Origin of the sequence: Blautia sp. MSK18_10 (genome assembly GCF_020553185.1) — a bacterium.
Classification (GTDB): Bacteria; Bacillota; Clostridia; order Lachnospirales; family Lachnospiraceae; genus Blautia_A; species Blautia_A wexlerae.
Map to the genome: position 1 here is coordinate 1 of NZ_JAJCGT010000023.1, position 17,314 is coordinate 17,314.

A 17,314-nucleotide genomic window follows, 5' to 3' on the forward strand; every position below is an offset into this window, starting at 1 on the left:
TCATAGTTTTATAAATACTTACGATTTCTGCTTTTTGCTAAAGTTAATGACATTGAGTAAACACAAGGCTTTGAGTATATTGGTAGCAATGGGTAGCAGAGTTTTTAACTTCTTAGCTGAAAAATAAAAAGTTTAATGCAGAAATAAAACGGCATATAAAAAGAGTAATTGTGATTATAAAACCGTGAGAACTGCTACCTTCTGCTACCGAATAGCCGGAAACCCTTGGTAAACAAGGGATAAGCCGGGTAGCAGTTACAGAAATTGCTGCTACCTCGGAAGATAGAACTGCTACCCACAGATAAAAGAAAGGAGAGAAGAAGATGACACACAGAATATTTTGTGGAATTGATTTCAAGTTGACAGATTATGATAAGAAGATGTTTTCAAGAAAGGGTTATGAATGCAAGGATTTATTGCAGGGTAGGGCAGGATTGCCTGTGGTGGTATCTCAGAAACAGGATATGGATTTTCCAATATGGAAAGTGCAGTATGGATTTTCGTGTCTGGTGTTCCCTACTTATGAAGATGTAATGGATTTCTGCAGAGACAGATTTACAAGATTAGATGGAAAGGCGGTGTAGTGGATGCAGATGATAAGATACCATCCTCTGATTGATGGAGATACAGATGGACTGGAAAAGGTACCGATGTTTTTATCAACAGACAAGGAAACAGTACGGCAGAACAGTAGAATGTACCTGTCGGAGATTATTTCCAATTATTACAGGCTTTATTCAAAAGAGCCGATGAGCCAGAATGCTACTGACAGCATAGAAATTCACTGTCCTTTGTGCGGTGCGGTATTAAGGCAGATGGCTCAAAACCATGATGCAAATAAATTTGGTCTGTACACCTGTGACAGGTGCAGACAATAGAAAGAAGGAGGATTTTACTATGGTATTTCCATTAACAAAACTGAATAAGGAAGGAACATTGTTGAATGCGTCCCATTCCTATTATTCTGAAGAATATGCACAGAGAATGTGTAGCTTGTATTTGACGGATGAACTGAGCCGGGATGAGATCGGAAAGATAAAGAGAACGTACAGACTTCATGCGAGCAATGATCATACAGAGGAAATGGCATTTGCGTATGAAATTCATTGCCCTAAGTGTGGCAATCATCTGAAACAGATTGGGAGACAGCTGACATTAAATACACTTGGACTTTATAAATGCCCTGTGTGCGACAGAAATTAAGGAGGAGAAGATTATGATTAGTAATACGAAGATTACGGCACAGCCAGAATATGATATTCAGTTCTGGAATGCGATGAGAAACAAAGAGGCGAGAGAGGATATTCTTGCAAAGGGCAGGGATATTAGCACAGGAACTTACAGTATGCCGACTGTTGCAGCCGGAAAGGTCATGAATGAAATTGAAAAGGAATCTGATTTCAGAAAGATAGCGACAGTTATTCGTGCATACAAAAACGGATATAGAATCTTTGCAAAGGACTGCAAGGATAGGGCGGAATTTGTAGCGGAGGGGGCTGCAATTCCGGTATATGAAAGTGCTGGAGATTTCAATGAAAAAACGATTGAAAGCTATAAGCTGGCATCTATCGTTACATTGGATGAGGATTTTGTAAATGACGCAGGATTCGATATTGAAAAGTATCTGACACAAAAGCTTGGAAAGTTATTTGGAAAAGCAGAGGATAACGCATTTATTAATGGAACCGGAGCAGATGAGCCTATTGGTATCCTTCATAATACAGATGGAGCCAAAACAGCTCTGACAGTAGAAACGTTGACTTATGATGATGTGATTTCTTTATATTTTAGTGTTGATAAGGAATATAGAAGAAAGGGTATCTGGCTTATGAATGATAAGACTGCACTTGCACTCAGAAAGCTGAAGGATAATGATAGCAATTATTTGTGGAATCAGGCAAATGATACAATTCTTGGCAAACAGGTTATTATTTCGGAATATATGCCGGATATTGAAGCAGGTACTAAGCCGATTGCATTTGATGACTTTTCTTATTACTGGATTGTGGGAAGAAAGCCTGTGACGGTAAGAACATTGTTGGAAAAATTTGTACTGTATGATCAGATTGGATATCTTGCATTTGAGTTCCTTGACGGAAAACTTGTAAGAAATGAAGCAATCAAGGTTATTCAGATGGCAGATGTAGGAAAATAATCATAGAATTGTTTGATTTTATTTCTATCATCTTGAATGGGATATATGCCCTTTGTATGGTATTTAGCTGTATTGGGGGTTAATACCCCGTTTAAATTCGCAATTTTTGTGCGTGAAGGGGCGGCACCGTTGCCCTGCATAAAAGGTGACAGAGATTCAGACCGCCCCTGGGGGCAAGTATCACAGAATCAGAGTGAAAATGACAAAAAAGAAAAAATAGTACAAAGGAGTCAGCTGTGTGACCACCTTGTCGGAAGGAGAGATACTATGAATGCAGAAAGCAATGAAACGTTTCCTGTTAGTGAGAAGTATATGCTCACCATCAAGGAGGCAGCAGCTTATTTTAATATTGGTATAAAGAAACTGAGAAGAATTGCAGAGGACAACCTTGGAACAGTGGCGGTGTACTGTGGAAACAGATTCCTGATCATCCGCCCGAAGTTCGAAGAATTTATCCTTAATTCTTCAGAAATATAGTTCCTTTTATCTGCCAAAAGTAGTTGCTATTACAGGGCATAAGAGCGAACATAGGATGACCCCGAAAACCCCTGAAAACAGCCACTTTTGGCAGAAAGGAAGTGCTTTATGGCAAGACCAGATTTAGGAGAAAAGGATATTTTGAATCCTTCTGAGGCAATTGAACATTTTGTTTTGAGCCGGAGAAAATTTTATGATTTATTGAATAATACGGGTGGAGAAGATTTTCTGGCATACTACGGAGAACGCAAGCTGATTCTTCGTGTAGCCTTTGAAAGGTATCTGCGTAACCATCCAGAGTTGAGGAGGCGGGTATAATGGCAAAGGCAGGAAGAGGACAGATAAGGCGGGATTCCAAGCGTAGAGTATTAAGACCGGGAGAAAGTGTAAGAGCGGATGGAAAATATTAATATAAATATCATATTGATGGAAAACCACATTTTGTATACAGTTGGAAACTGGAGCCTACGGACAAACTTCCAAAGGGCAAGAAGCCATGCCTCTCCCTTCGTGAATTGGAAAAACAGGTAAACACAGATTTGGATTTGCTTGTAAATATCGTGGACGGACAGATGACAGTCTGTGAACTGGTAGATCGATATTTGAAAACAAAGACAGGAGTAAGGCAAAGCACGAAACAGGGATATGTTACAGTACAGAGATTACTTGCGAAGGAAGCATTTGGCAAAAAGACGATACGAAGTGTGAAAACATCCGATGCAAAGCTGTTTCTCATAAAATTGCAACAGGAAGATGGGAAAAGCTACAGTTCCATTCATACCATCCGGGGAATGCTGCGACCAGCCTTTCAGATGGCAGTGGATGATGACATTCTGGTAAAGAATCCATTCGGATTTCAGCTTGCCGGAGTGTTGGTAAATGATGCAGTTACAAGAGAGGCAATTTCCAAAGACCAGATGAGAAAGTTCTTAAAGTTTGTGCATGACGATGTGGTGTATTGCAAATATTATGAAGTGGTGTACATACTCTTTCATACGGGAATGCGAATATCGGAATTTTGTGGCTTGACGCTGAAGGACATTGATCTTGAGAACAGAACTGTAAATATTGACCACCAGTTGCAGAGAACATCGGATATGCGGTACATCATAGAAACCACAAAAACGGATGCTGGAACAAGAGTATTGCCGATTACAGAGGATGTGGCACAGATGTTTCAGGCAATCATTGAGGATAGAAATGCATCAAAAGTGGAAAAATCCATAGACGGATATAGTGGATTCCTATTTTACGATGATAATGGAATGCCACTTGTTGCAATGCATTGGCAGCACCGCTTTAATCATATGGTTGGCAGATACAATGACATTTACCGAGTACAGATGCCAAATATTACACCTCACGTATGCAGACACACCTATTGCTCGAATATGGCAAAATCGGGAATGAATCCTAAGACACTACAGTACCTCATGGGGCATTCGGATATATCGGTTACAATGAATGTGTACACGCATATCGGATTCGATGATGCTGAGGAAGAATTGAAACGGATGGAAGAGTTTAGGAAAGCACAGGCGGAGGTTGAGCAGAAGAAAGAGAAACCTATGTCGCAGAAGATGTTTAAGGTAGTTTAATATGGAAAAGAGATGACGCTCCGGCTTAGGCTGGGGCATTTTTTCTATGGAAAAAAGTCGGCTTTGAGGATATAATATATATTAGACATGTTTATAAAAAGGAGAGTGCTCTTATTTATGAAAAAGTATGAAATGCTACCTACAGAGGAAAATATTATAGAAACTTTGTATAATGACCCGATCAATAGAAATAAAGATATTGTTTATTTTTATAATATTTTGCAAGCTCAAGAATCAGCTAGTGCAATTGCAATTGATGGAAGATGGGGAAGTGGTAAGACTTTTTTTGTTAGACAAACCAAAATGGTTATCAATGCATTGAACCCGTCAAGTACAATAGATGAAGAAACAAAAGCAAAAGCTACTGTTAGACTTCCTTTTTCTAAAAATGACGAAGAAAATGAAAATTATAGTATAGCCGTATATTACGATGCATGGGAAAATGATAATGACACTGAGCCAGTGCTATCATTAATTTATGAGATTACGAAGCAGCTAAGTGTTGATTTTTCATTGTCCGATATAAGTGTTGTCAAAACAGCAGGAGCAATTATTGAGGCAATAAGTGGTCATAATATAAATGGAATAAAGGATGCTCTTACATCAGAAGATCCATTTAAAAAGTTTAAAGAAGAGAAAGATGTAGAACAAAAAATTAAAGATTTTTTTGCTAGTATATTGGTAGAAAGAGGAAATAGATTAATTATATTTATTGATGAATTAGATAGATGTAAACCAACTTTTGCAGTTCATCTTCTTGAACAAATAAAGCATTATATATTTGATGATAGAATTACATTTGTGTTTTCTATTAATTTGGAACAGTTGCAACATACAATAAAACAATATTATGGTGCGGATTTTGATTCTTGTAGATACTTAGATAGATTTTTTGATTTGAGAATTTCTATGCCGCCTGCTAATATGGAAAAATTTTATAGTGAGATTGGGCTTGAATCTAGATATTATGTTGATATAGTAACAAAAAGAATCATAAACATGTATAATTTTGAATTGCGCGAAATAACACGATTTTATTCACAGATTAAAGCTGCAGTGTATGAGCCGACTCACGATAGTGAAAAATATGATTTTATGTTTCCTGATGGTAAAGGTCGACAAATTATCCTGATATATATAGTACCTTTGCTAATAGGATTGAAGATTGCTGATATTTCAAAATATGATCAATTTATTAATGGACATAACAGCGAGCCTTTAAAAGAATTATTAGATTTTGATAATGACAATCGCTTGTTGGAAAACATGTTAAATCGCGATGAGTCATTTACAAAAGAGGAAGGAAAAACGTTAATAACAACTGATGAAATGATAGATAAATTCTATAATGCGATTTTTGTAGATCAGTATGATGGAAGAAAGTATAACACAACGTTAGGACAGTATGAGTTTACTAAAGAATCAAAAGGATTTGCTATCAGCGCATCGAGTATGCTATCGCGATTTGCAGAATTATCTTGAACAATAGGGGAGGTGGGATAAAATGGAAAAACCTACAGTCTTTATTTCATATAAACGAGATAAAAGCGATATAGTCAATAAATTGGAAGTTAAAATTGGCGGACGAGCAGAAATAAAAAGAGATACAAAAGAAATTGGGGCATGGGAAAGCATAACTACATTTATGAAGAGTATAAGAACACAAGATTTTGCGATTCTTGTTATTTCTGATAATTACTTAAAATCTGTTGCATGTATGTATGAAGTGATTCAACTTATGAAAGAGGACGATTGGTTGAGTAAAACAATGATAATGTTAGCTGATGACATTAATATTTTTGGAACAAAGGAGCAGCTAGTATATATTAAATATTGGAATGATGAATATAACAACGTTTCTGAGTTAATAAAATCATTACCACCAGAAACTGTAAGTAGTCAGTCAGAAGAGTTGAAAAAGATATCAAGGATAAAAGATGAAATAGGTTTGTTTTTACATATTATTTCGGATAGAAATATTCCGGCAGATGATGTTTATGAACAAATCAATTTACGCTTGGATAAGTATGTTGTACTTCCTAAAGAAGATAATGCCGAGGAAACTGTAAAGTTAGGAAGGGATGCAATTGCGTTGTTAGTTACTGTTTGTAATGCTTCAGGTATATTGCAAATTTCAACATCGTTAGAATCGTATTCAATTTTAATAGATTGCAATAATTTTGTTGATTGCAGTTCATTAGATAATAGAACAATTGCAAGGTGGAAAGAAGCACTTAAAAAATTAGAAACTTATGGGCTAATTGAAACAGATGACAATGTTTTATACCGAGTTACACAAAGTGGTTATAATGCTTCTGATGACCTAGAAAAACAGATAGGAACTGAAAAGGTTAGATGCAATAATTGCCATTATCATGGTGCTTCCGACAAAAAGAACAAATGCCCAATATGTAATTGTGAAATTGGTGGAAGAGAAGAAATAATCCTCGATGCAATTAGAAAAGATTCTACAGTTACGAGGAAACAACTTTCAGAATTGTTATCTTGTTCAGAACAAACAGTTTTAAATGTGTTAAACAGTTTGTCAGAGAAAGGAATAATTGAGAGGGTTAGTAGTAACAGAGGTGCGTCTTGGAAAATAAAATAAAAACCCTTAGTAGTAAACATTTTCCTTTTACTACTAATTTTACTACTAACAAGTAGTAACAACATGCTCAATTCTGCTCTGTTTTGCCACAATCTGTAATTTCAGAGCATTTTACCATAACCCCATAACCCCTTGCAAAACAGGGCATTCCGGGGCAAAAGAAGGAGAAACAAAACTATGATTAAAGTACTTTTCATCTGCCACGGCAACATCTGCCGCTCACCAATGGCAGAATTTATTTTTAAAGACATGGTTTCTAAGCAAGGTCTTTCAGACCGATTTTATATCGCATCTGCTGCAACCAGCACTGAGGAGATATGGAATGGAATCGGGAATCCGGTATATCCTCCGGCGCGAGAGGAGCTTGCTAAGCATGGGATTGATTGTAAGGGTAAGCGCGCAGTTCAACTAACGAAGGCAGATTATGATAAATATGATTATATTCTCGGTATGGACCACTGGAATCTGAAGAATATGTTAAGAATATTGAAATCGGATCCAGAGGACAAGGTTAAGCTTCTTCTGGATTATAGTGATGATCCGAGGGATATCGCAGATCCATGGTATACAGGTGGATTTGATGTCACATATTCGGATGTGGTGGAGGGCTGTGAGGCTTTTCTGGAATATCTGAAAGATAAAAAGAAACTGTAATAAATATTGTCGATGAAATTTACTTTACAAATAGCTGTGGCTATTTTATACTATGTCTACAGCGACTCTTAAGGGGGCTTTCGCTCCCTTATTTTCTTTTTTCCGAAAACGGAAAGTCAACATTCAAATCAGGGCATCCTGCCCGTATTATTTTCAAAGCAAGAAAGGAACTGAATATGCAGAAAGACTATGAAACATTCGTAGAGAAACTGGAGATTGGTATTTACGAGGCTACAGGGATTCCGAGGGAAAATATTTCTTTTGAGAAAGAAGGCGGGAGGTTTGCGCCTGTAGGAGACAGACTGCTGGTGAAGTTTGCAGAGCATGATGATGCCTGGGAGGTCTGTGGACTTTATACACAGGAACTTTTTAAATCTTATCAGAATGGCAGTCCGTTTGAGGAAATTATAAAAGAAATCACAGATGATCTGAATCGGATAAAAAAGGCGGATATTTATGAGAAAACAAGAGTGATCAGGGATTATGAGAAGACAAAACCCCGCCTGTTTATAAGATTGCTGAATGCAGATAAATATTCCGCGGATCTTCAGGATGCGGTGTATAAAACTCTTGGTGATATTGCACTTGTGCTTTATATGAAAGTTACGGAATATGAAGGATGTGTGACAAGTACAAAAATCCGGCAGGGAATGCTGGAACAGTGGGGGAAAGAATGTGATGAAGTGTTTAAGGAGGCGATTCTCAATACGTATTTCATGAGTCCGCCAAGAATTTACAGATGGGAACAGATGATTTTTAATCCGGAATATGAAGGTGAAAGTTTTATGAATCTGGGTGATAAGTGTGAATTGAAGAAAGATGCAATGGGAAATTGTCTCAGTACAACGAAGAAAACAAATGGTGCAGTTGCAGTGTTCCTGCCGGGAGTGGCAGAACAATTGGCATATATGCTGGATTCCGATTTCTATATGGTGTTTACCAGTGTACATGAGGTAATGATCCACAATGATAAATTTGTAGAACCTGAAGATTTGCAGTGTGTTTTGCGGGATACGATCAGGGAGGCTACACCGAAAGAGGACTATCTGACGTCGAGAATCTACCAGTACAATAGGGAAACACATAAATTTATCTGTGTAACTCCACTGGAAAAAGATGAGAAATAAAAATATGAGAGTACTCTGTAAAAAGTACTCTCATATAAAGGATATTTAGAAACGTTATGAGTAATTTATACGGTTATCCGAGCAGTGCAGAGTCATTGCTGAACTCTTCTCCGCTTGCTTTTTCAAACTGATCCAGAAGGTTTTTAACTGTCAGTTTTTTCTTTTCTTCTCCCTGGATATCCAGAATGATTTTTCCTTCCATCATCATGATCAGACGATTGCCATGTGCAATAGCGTCCTTCATGTTGTGAGTGATCATCAATGTCGTAAGGTGATCGCGGTTTACGATCATATCTGTAATCTCCAGAACTTTGGCAGCTGTTTTCGGATCAAGAGCTGCGGTATGTTCATCCAGAAGCAGAAGCTTTGGTTTCTGAAGCGTTGCCATCAGAAGAGTAAGAGCCTGTCTCTGACCACCCGAGAGAAGCCCTACTTTAGAAGTCAGTCTGTCTTCCAGACCAAGACCAAGAATTTTCAGGAGCTCTTTGTATTCTTCGCGCTCTGCTTTAGTGATTCCGGAGCGGAGAAGACGGGATTTTCCGCGGCGTTTTGCAAGTGCAAGGTTTTCTTCGATACCCATTGTTGCAGCGGTTCCTGTCATTGGATCCTGAAACACACGTCCAAGGTATGTAGCACGTTTATGTTCAGAAAGTTTTGTAACATCAATATTGTCGATAAGAATCTGTCCTTCATCAACCGGCCAGGTTCCTGCAACAGCATTTAGCATAGTAGATTTGCCGGCGCCGTTTCCTCCGATAACAGTTACAAAATCGCCTTCGTTCAGCTTCAGGTTCAGACCATTTAATGCACGTTTCTCATTAATGGTTCCGGGATTAAAGGTTTTATAGATATTTTTAAGTTCAAGCATTTTTATTTACCTCCCCTTTTGGCTGGTTTATTAAAGTATTTGCCTTTCCAGTATGGGAATGCAAGGAAGAGAGCAACTACGATTGCGGACAGCATCTTCAGCAGGTCAGTGTCGATACCCATCCAGATAACAATCTGAAGTACCAGATAATACAGAATGGAACCGAAGATAACTGCTAACAGGCGAAGGGCAAAGTTGCGGAAAATACGTCCAAAGATTGCCTCACCAATAATAACTGCTGCCAGACCGATAACGATGGAACCACGTCCCATGTTGACATCTGCAAATCCCTGATACTGTGCAAGGAGTGCACTGGAAAGTCCTACCAGACCGTTGGAAATCATAAGTCCGAGAACTTTATTCCTGTTTGTGTTGATACCCTGGGCGCGTGACATATTTGGGTTACATCCGGTTGCGCGAAGGGAACAGCCAAGCTCTGTTCCAAAAAACCAGTAGAGAATGGCAATCAGGAGAATACACATAACTGCTACAATAAAAATTGTGTTTTTGGAAAGAGATGCATTTTTTATATGTCGCAGGGAAACCAGAAGATTATATTTATCAACGTTGATTGCCTGATTTGCTTTTCCCATGATTTTCAGGTTTACGGAATACAGAGATAACTGTGTCAGGATTCCGGCAAGGATTGCGGGAATTCCCATAAAGGTGTGAAAAATTCCGGTTACAAGGCCTGCCAGCATTCCGGCGAGAGTAGCGGCCAACATAGAAATCCAGACATTATGACCGGAAAGCATCATCATAATACACACTGCACCACCGGTGCACATAGTGCCATCAACTGTAAGGTCTGCAATATCAAGAATACGGAAAGTGATATAAACACCGATTGCCATAATTCCCCAGATCAGACCCTGGGCTACTGCACCCGGAAGTGCAGTGATTAATGTTATAATTTGCATTTGTAATTTCCTCCTGTTGAGATGCGAAAAGCGAGAGAGGCGTCAAACCTTTCCCGCTGATCGCATATAAATTGAATTTTTTATAACTGTTTGATAAGCTGTTATTTAAAATCCTGTTGGTGTGAGTATTTTTCAACTGTCTGACCGGATTTATTTGGCAGCTTCTTCAGTTGCATTATCTTCTGTTGTTTCATCAGAAGATTCGTCTGCTGCCGTTGCATCATCAGAAGCCTCTTCTGTGTCTTCAGCAGCTTCACCGATTGCAACATAATCGTCCGGAACTTCGATGCCCAGCTCTTCGCAGATATCTTTGTTATATTCTTTTGTGAAGTTTGGTGCATATTCGATCGGCATTGTGGAAATATCTTCACCGTCCTTTAAAATCTTAACAGCCATCTTACCGGTTGTAACACCAAGGTCATAATAGCTGATGGAAAGTGTCGCAACACCGCATCCGCTGCAGATACCTTCTTCGCCTGTGATTACCGGAACTTTTGCCGGAAGGCAGATGTTGTTGATGATCTCTGTGTTGGAAGCAACTGTATTATCTGTCGGTACATAAATTACATCACTTGCGTCAGTTGCTGTTGTAGCAACAGAAGAGAGATCATTAGAGTCAGAGAATGCATAATATTCACATGTATATCCGAGTTTTTCAAGTTCAGCTTTTACTGTATCTACCTGATACTGAGAGTTTGCTTCGGCAGAACAGTAGAGAAGACCTACATTTTTTGCATCCGGGAAAAGTTCATTGAGCATTGCTGCCTGCTGATCAAGGGGAGCAAGGTCTGCAGTTCCGGAAATATTTCCGCCCACAGTCCCGTCGAAATCATCCAGTCCAAGTGCAACACCGTATTCAGTAACAGAAGTACCAAGAATCGGAATATCGCTTGTTCCTGCTGCAGCTGCCTGAAGAGCAGGAGTTGCATTTGCAAGAATCAGGTCAACATTATTGGAAACGAAGCTGTTAATGATTGTAGAACAGGTGTTGGAATCTCCCTGTGCGTTCTGCTCGTCAAAGGTAACTGCGTCTTCTCCCAGTTCTTTGGTGACTTCATCCTTGAATCCCTGTGTCGCAGCGTCGAGAGCTTCGTGCTGTACAAGCTGACAGATACCGATTGTATATTTGTCTCCGTCAGCAGCACTTGCTGTTACTGCGCAGGTTCCCATAGCCATGGCTGCTGCAAGAGTGATTGCTAATGCTTTTCTTTTCATAATGATATATCCTCCTAATATAATGTTTAAATTAAGTCAGGTAAGAATTGCGTTTATTATTTGATAATATAAAACTTACCTGAATCCGAAAGATTTTCTGCAGGGAAAGCAGTACTGGTAAATGATTCGGATAATGTCATCGGGCTATTCGACTATGACGTTTTAAAGTATAACGCTTTAGTGTGAAAAAGTCAAGCGACCTGCACAATTATATTTTTAATTCATATAGTATAAAGAGTATATGAAGAAAGCAGAGTGTCGTCATGGCATATTCGATCATGCTGGATGCCGGACATGGAGGTCAGGATCCGGGAGCCGTATATAAGGGAAGACAGGAAAAGAATGACAATCTTAAACTTGCTCTTGCGGTAGGTGAGATTTTAAAAAATAAAGGGATTGACATCTCTTATACCCGTACCGGTGATGTCTATCAGACACCTTTTGAGAAGGCACAGCTTGCAAATCAGGCAGGAGTAGATTACTTTATTTCATTTCACCGAAACAGCAGTCCAAAGGAAAATCAGTATAATGGAGCGGAAGTTCTGATTTATGATAAAAGCGGGATTAAATATCAGATGGCTGAGAATATTCTGGGAGCTCTGGGAGAAGTGGGATTCCGCGAAATCGGTGTAAAAGAGCGGCCGGGACTTGTGGTCCTCAGACGAACCAGGATGCCGGCTCTTTTAATAGAAACCGGATTTATCAATTCCGAAGAAGATAATAAACTGTTTGATAACAAGTTTAGCGATATAGCTCAGGGAATTGCAGATGCGATTCTTGGAAGCCTGGATGAGGAAACAGTGCAGGAACCGCTTTATTACAGAGTGCAGACTGGAGCGTTCAGAAAAAAAGAGAATGCGGACCGTATGTTATATCAGTTACTGGAAAAAGGTTATCCCTCTTTTATGTTACATGAAAACGGATTGTATAAAGTTCAGACAGGTGCCTATCAGCAGATTGGTAATGCAGTAAATATGGAGCAGAGACTGAGGGATGATGGTTACAGTACGGTTATTGTGACAAAATAGCCTTCTGGAAATATTGGAAGTCTGTGCATCGCGAAGCGTGTTGCTGTGAACAGAGTGAACAGTAACATAAGCAGTGGGGGACATAGTTTTAAGAATTAACTTGGTTGTACGTTAATAGAAAAAATATGGTACACTGTATCTATCTATAGAAATTCCATAGAAATCTTCGTAAATAATGCATATTGTTCCGGTTCATCAGAGCGTGAATTTTTGTTGGACTGTTACAAACGCATTATTTGAGAGGTGCTGTAGAAAAAACAGATAACGAGGAGTTAGTAATGATGAATAACGTATATGAAAAATTTTTAAAAAGTTCAGAAGAGTTTATTTTTGCAGAAAACAAGCCGGAAAAATCTGACATTATTTTTGTCCCTGGAAATGGTTATCCGCAGATGGCGGAAAAAGCAGCAGAATTGTTTAAGAAAGGGATGGCGGACTGGATTCTGCCCAGTGGAAAATACAGCGTAGTAAATGGAAAGTTTTCAGGCGTTCTTGAAAAAAGCAATGTATATGATAAGGAATATGGAACAGAATGGGAATTTCTCAGGGATGTTCTTATAAAAAACGGAGTTCCGGATCAGAAAATCCTGAAAGAAGATCAGGCAACCTTTACTTATGAGAACGCAATTTATTCCAGACAGGTGACAGATCATGCAGAACTGGAAATAGAAAGAGCGATTTTGTGCTGCAAATCTTACCATGCAAGAAGATGTCTGATGTATTATCAGCTCTTGTATCCGGAAACAGAATTTTATGTGGTGCCTGTGAATGCAGATGAAATTACCAGAGAAAACTGGAGAAAGAACGAAGAAGGAATTGATGCGGTTACAGGAGAACTCTCCAGAATCGTGAAACAATTTTCACTGATGCTGGAGAGATGACAGTTACGGCTGTTCTTCTGTTTCGGTTTTCTTCTCGGGAAGCCAGATGTGGACAAGTTCGATTCTGTTCTTGTCCAGACGGTCAACAACCAGGCGGATGCCACTTTCAAGTGTGACAGACTGACCCTCTTTGGGAAGGCAGTCAAGCTGTTCAATAATATATCCGCCAATAGAATCATAATCTTCAGATTCCAGATTAATATGGAGGGCTTCGTTGATATCATCCAGCTTGGCAGAACCCTGAACAACATATTCTCTTTCAGGCTGGATTTCTTTAATATCTTCGACTTCATCCTCATCGTATTCGTCGCGAATCTCACCTACGATCTCTTCCAACAGGTCTTCCAATGTGACCAGACCGGCTGTGGCACCGTATTCGTCCAGAACGATTGCCAGATTGACGGATGCTTTACGCATTTCGATCATCAGGTCTGCTGTAGCTTTGTATTCATAGGTAAAATAAGGCTCACGCAGGATGTTGCGGATTGAAAAAGGTTTGTCCTTTGGATAAACAAGAAGATCTTTCATATTGATAATACCGATTACGTTATCAGTGTTGTCCTCATAAACCGGAAAACGGGTATGCATATCTTCACTGAAGACCGCCATAAGTTCATCATAGGAAAAATTGATATCTATAAAGGTCATGTCGATTCTGGGAATCATGACATCTTTTGCAGTTGAATCGCCAAAATCAAACACATTGTAGATCATCTGTTTTTCTTCGTTTTCAATGACGCCGTCTTTTTCACCTACATTGACCAGGGTACGCAGTTCATGTTCAGTCATGGCATTTGCCTTTTCGTCCGGGTTAACATGCAGAATGACCAGTACACCTTCTGTTATTTTATTTACAATGAAAACAACGGGAGTAAGGAGAATCATAAGTCCGTATATTATTCTTGAATAGGCCAGGGACAATTTTTCAGCATGGATTGTTGCCAGGTTTTTGGGGGTTATCTCACCGAAAATGAGAATCAGCAGAGTCAGGATGCCGGTTGTGATTCCTACATATGCGTTTCCCAGAATCTTTATGGTGAGTGTAGTCATGAGAGAAGAAACAGACATATTTACAATGTTGTTTCCGATTAATACGGTACTGAGCATCTTTGGGGAATTGGAAATTATTTTTTCCAGAATAACAGCACGTTTGTTGCCCTGCTCGGCAAGAGACTGTATCCGAATCTTATTTACGGTTGTCATAGCGGTTTCCGCAGAAGAAAAAAATGAAGAAAGTGCGATCAGTATCAGAATCGCCACCGCCTGAAAGGCAATACTTGAATCCAAGATTTATTCACTCCTTTTGATTATCTTTATTGATTGAATCATATCATAAAACATTTAAGCAAAATATACATGATTTCATATAAAAAATCAAGAAAAAGCTTTTGGTTCAAAGATAGTATAAAAAAATTTAAAAGAGGACTGTCGAAAAAGTAAGATTTGTGTTATAATTCACTCGATTAAAATGAAAAAAAACATTACAGAATATTTACAAAATGATAAAAGTTTGATAATATACAGATATGTAATATTATTGTATTACGTAAAAAGAGAACTGATATTTGGCTGAAAGTAAAAAAATGATTATCAGGAAACATAAGAATCGAATATAAATATAGAGGTGCGATATGTCCAATAATATAAATAGAATAAGAAAAAATAAATTAAAAGGAACGGGTATTTTTGCGGCAGCGGCTTTAACAGCGGCTTTGATTGCAGGAAATAATATACCGGGTGTAACAAGACAGGTCAGTGCGGCTGAGTCACAGGAGAATACTGTGTCTTCTCTGATCCCGGACAACATCACGCTTGATAAGCCTGTAGAACTTGCGGATGTAGAACTTCCGGCAACGGAATATGGAACTTTTGAATGGGCAGATGGAAGTTTCGTTCCTGCACAGCGTGTACAGAGCTGTGAGGTACTTCTTATACCGGCAGAAGGGCAGGATTTAAGCCATGTGGATGGATGGGATCCGGAGAGCGGCGCGGTTGTCGGTTACATCAATGTAATAGTGAACAGTATTACGGATGGTGATAATGTTGATAAGACAGAAGGCTCAGGTAAAACAGATCCAACAGAAAATGCAGATCCAACAGAAACGCCTGAAACTTCGTCAGAAAAACCTGCCGCAGATGAAAACGCTGATACAGACAATAAAGAAGATAAGGAAAGTAAATCAGATCAGGATAATAAAACTGATACAGACAATGAAGAGAATGAGATTGAAGAAGATAAAACAGATAATAAAAACAACAAAGATAATAACAGCAATGCAGATAAGACGGATAAAGATACAGAAACTACCGGTAAGCTGGAACCTGCAGATGATATGACACAGGATAAAGAAGATACGAAGAAAGATGATGAAGATGGCGCAGATGATAATATCTTTGATAATCCTGTTCTGCCGGACGATAAGGATGACCGTCCTACAGATGCAGAGGATTCTCTTTCTGATGAAGAAAAAGAAGAGAGGGCCGCACTTAATCATACCTGCGACGGTATTACAGTAAGCGGAGTTAATCTTCCATGGTATGTACAGTTCAGAGTTTCAAGCGGTGACAGCTATCAGTTTACCAATGAATCAGATGCAATGATTTTCCAGTCTTATGAATTTGAACTCTGGGATCTTAAGAATAATACAGAATATGAGATCCCTAATGGAGATTATATCAGTGTCACTGTGCCGGTAAAATCCGGATATCAGTATACTATCGAACATCTCCTGGACAACGGGGCAACTGAGACGATTATTCCGAGTGTAGAGAATGGTATTATGGTATTCAGCACACATTCTTTCAGTCCATTTGGAATTGCAGGAAGCAGACAATTAGTAGGACCTGATGCGGGGAATGATACGGACGACACAGATGCGGTAACTCCTGCACCGGCTTCCTCCGACAGTCAGAGCTCTGATTCCGGAAAGAACAATACAGTATCTGTGAATGACAGTTCTGACAGCAAAAATGGTTCTTCTTCTGATCAGAATGATAATTCAACGGAAAATAAAGCTGTGAAAAATAACAATACAGTAAATACCGGAGATACAACATCAATTATGCCGTTTGTGATACTGTTTGTGGCAGCTGCAGTGATCGCCGGTGTGGCTGTATTTATAAAAAAGAGAAAGAAATAAAAGAATAACACTGATTCCTCCCCCATATAGTTTAACAGGAGGGGGAGCAATGAAAGTCAGAGCAATTTTGAAATCACTATTATTTGCATATGCATTAACAGGAGTGGCATTACTGCTTTTGGCCCTGGTACTGTTTGCTTTTGATCTGGGAGAAACAGCTGTAGATGCGGGGATTATTATAATTTATGTACTTGCATGTTTCATGGGAGGCTTTATGGCAGGCAGAATTGTGCGTAAAGACAAATATCTCTGGGGTGTTATCACAGGTCTGGCTTACTATGTATTACTGTTGACTGTCTCTGTTATGGCAAAAGGCGGCTGGGATATGAGTGCAGCGCATGCAGTTACAACATTTTTTATGTGCACAGGCGGTGGAACACTGGGTGGAATGCTGTCGTAAAAAAAAGCTTTTAAAATGAAAAGATATATGATATACTATGCCAAGAATATAATTACATAAGGAGGATAGAGTTATGGAACATATCAAAACCCTGAATACAAAGAATTTACAGAACACTGTAAAAAAAGGTGGATGTGGCGAGTGCCAGACTTCCTGCCAGTCCGCATGTAAAACTTCCTGTACAGTAGGAAACCAGAGCTGCGAGCAGAAATAAGATCAGCTATGGAGAAATGAGATAAGCAG

Annotated in this window: 19 protein-coding genes and 1 pseudogene; 16 read left to right on the forward strand and 4 right to left on the reverse strand. The window is 39.0% G+C overall.

Annotation, left to right across the window (positions count from 1 at the left end):
* Window positions 1-323 precede the first annotated feature (323 nt).
* The 11 genes and pseudogenes from LI074_RS10450 to LI074_RS10500 all read left to right on the forward strand — a co-directional run bounded on the left by LI074_RS10450 (window position 324) and on the right by LI074_RS10500 (window position 8,619).
* Window positions 324-584: a hypothetical protein gene (locus LI074_RS10450; protein WP_173698163.1), complete on the forward strand. Its 261-nt coding sequence runs from the start codon at window positions 324-326 to the stop codon at window positions 582-584.
* Between the two features lie 3 nt (window positions 585-587).
* Window positions 588-878, forward strand: coding sequence for a hypothetical protein (locus tag LI074_RS10455; RefSeq protein WP_173681576.1), 291 nt, complete (start codon window positions 588-590; stop codon window positions 876-878).
* 19 nt (window positions 879-897) lie between these two features.
* Window positions 898-1,203 carry a hypothetical protein gene (locus LI074_RS10460; protein WP_173681577.1) on the forward strand — a complete coding sequence of 102 codons (306 nt, stop codon included), beginning with the start codon at window positions 898-900 and terminating at the stop codon, window positions 1,201-1,203.
* A gap of 13 nt (window positions 1,204-1,216) precedes the next feature.
* Window positions 1,217-2,155, forward strand: a complete 939-nt coding sequence (locus tag LI074_RS10465; protein ID WP_173681578.1) for a phage major capsid protein — start codon at window positions 1,217-1,219, stop codon at window positions 2,153-2,155.
* Window positions 2,156-2,422: 267 nt separating this feature from the next.
* Window positions 2,423-2,632 carry an excisionase gene (locus LI074_RS10470; protein WP_173681579.1) on the forward strand — a complete coding sequence of 70 codons (210 nt, stop codon included), beginning with the start codon at window positions 2,423-2,425 and terminating at the stop codon, window positions 2,630-2,632.
* A 108-nt stretch (window positions 2,633-2,740) separates the two neighbouring features.
* Entirely contained in the window at window positions 2,741-2,950 is a 210-nt protein-coding gene (locus tag LI074_RS10475) for a DNA-binding protein (protein WP_173698164.1), read from the forward strand.
* Window positions 2,950-4,230, forward strand: a pseudogene (locus LI074_RS10480) (tyrosine-type recombinase/integrase). The gene LI074_RS10475 and the pseudogene LI074_RS10480 overlap by 1 nt, the downstream one beginning before the upstream one ends.
* 117 nt (window positions 4,231-4,347) lie before the next feature.
* Window positions 4,348-5,712, forward strand: a complete 1,365-nt coding sequence (locus LI074_RS10485; RefSeq protein ID WP_243246275.1) for a KAP family P-loop NTPase fold protein — start codon at window positions 4,348-4,350, stop codon at window positions 5,710-5,712.
* A gap of 22 nt (window positions 5,713-5,734) precedes the next feature.
* Complete coding sequence (locus LI074_RS10490; protein WP_173681581.1) at window positions 5,735-6,838, forward strand: TIR domain-containing protein; 1,104 nt, start codon at window positions 5,735-5,737, stop codon at window positions 6,836-6,838.
* Window positions 6,839-7,015: 177 nt separating this feature from the next.
* Window positions 7,016-7,492, forward strand: a complete 477-nt coding sequence (locus LI074_RS10495; RefSeq protein ID WP_120062321.1) for a low molecular weight protein-tyrosine-phosphatase — start codon at window positions 7,016-7,018, stop codon at window positions 7,490-7,492.
* A 176-nt stretch (window positions 7,493-7,668) separates the two neighbouring features.
* Window positions 7,669-8,619 (forward strand): DUF5688 family protein, encoded by a 951-nt coding sequence (locus tag LI074_RS10500; RefSeq protein ID WP_022380368.1) that lies wholly within the window; start codon window positions 7,669-7,671, stop codon window positions 8,617-8,619.
* 73 nt (window positions 8,620-8,692) lie between these two features.
* Here LI074_RS10500 and LI074_RS10505 read toward each other — a convergent pair whose 3' ends face one another.
* The 3 genes from LI074_RS10505 to LI074_RS10515 form a co-directional block, all read right to left on the reverse strand.
* On the reverse strand, window positions 8,693-9,487 hold the full coding sequence (locus LI074_RS10505; protein ID WP_008703743.1) for an ABC transporter ATP-binding protein: 795 nt from the start codon (window positions 9,485-9,487) through the stop codon (window positions 8,693-8,695).
* 2 nt (window positions 9,488-9,489) lie between these two features.
* Window positions 9,490-10,407 carry an ABC transporter permease gene (locus LI074_RS10510; protein WP_118520985.1) on the reverse strand — a complete coding sequence of 306 codons (918 nt, stop codon included), beginning with the start codon at window positions 10,405-10,407 and terminating at the stop codon, window positions 9,490-9,492.
* Between the two features lie 150 nt (window positions 10,408-10,557).
* A complete protein-coding gene (locus tag LI074_RS10515; RefSeq protein WP_062807804.1) occupies window positions 10,558-11,622 on the reverse strand; it encodes an ABC transporter substrate-binding protein in 1,065 nt (354 codons plus the stop codon).
* Window positions 11,623-11,885: 263 nt separating this feature from the next.
* Here LI074_RS10515 and LI074_RS10520 point away from each other — a divergent pair, with 263 nt between their 5' ends.
* Together LI074_RS10520 and LI074_RS10525 are read left to right on the forward strand one after the other, a co-directional pair.
* Entirely contained in the window at window positions 11,886-12,650 is a 765-nt protein-coding gene (locus LI074_RS10520) for an N-acetylmuramoyl-L-alanine amidase (protein WP_008703740.1), read from the forward strand.
* Window positions 12,651-12,928: 278 nt separating this feature from the next.
* The gene (locus LI074_RS10525) at window positions 12,929-13,531 is read left to right on the forward strand and encodes a YdcF family protein (RefSeq protein ID WP_330597711.1); all 603 of its coding nucleotides are present in this window, start codon (window positions 12,929-12,931) and stop codon (window positions 13,529-13,531) included.
* 3 nt (window positions 13,532-13,534) lie between these two features.
* Here LI074_RS10525 and LI074_RS10530 read toward each other — a convergent pair whose 3' ends face one another.
* On the reverse strand, window positions 13,535-14,818 hold the full coding sequence (locus LI074_RS10530; RefSeq protein ID WP_022380371.1) for an HlyC/CorC family transporter: 1,284 nt from the start codon (window positions 14,816-14,818) through the stop codon (window positions 13,535-13,537).
* Window positions 14,819-15,162: 344 nt separating this feature from the next.
* Between LI074_RS10530 and LI074_RS10535 the strand changes: the two genes are divergently transcribed.
* The 3 genes from LI074_RS10535 to scfA all read left to right on the forward strand — a co-directional run bounded on the left by LI074_RS10535 (window position 15,163) and on the right by scfA (window position 17,285).
* The gene (locus tag LI074_RS10535) at window positions 15,163-16,671 is read left to right on the forward strand and encodes a hypothetical protein (RefSeq protein WP_173702686.1); all 1,509 of its coding nucleotides are present in this window, start codon (window positions 15,163-15,165) and stop codon (window positions 16,669-16,671) included.
* Window positions 16,672-16,720: 49 nt separating this feature from the next.
* Window positions 16,721-17,071 (forward strand): TIGR04086 family membrane protein, encoded by a 351-nt coding sequence (locus tag LI074_RS10540; protein WP_118610898.1) that lies wholly within the window; start codon window positions 16,721-16,723, stop codon window positions 17,069-17,071.
* Window positions 17,072-17,144: 73 nt separating this feature from the next.
* Entirely contained in the window at window positions 17,145-17,285 is a 141-nt protein-coding gene (gene scfA / locus LI074_RS10545; RefSeq protein ID WP_008703734.1) for a six-cysteine ranthipeptide SCIFF, read from the forward strand.
* Window positions 17,286-17,314: the final 29 nt, after the last annotated feature.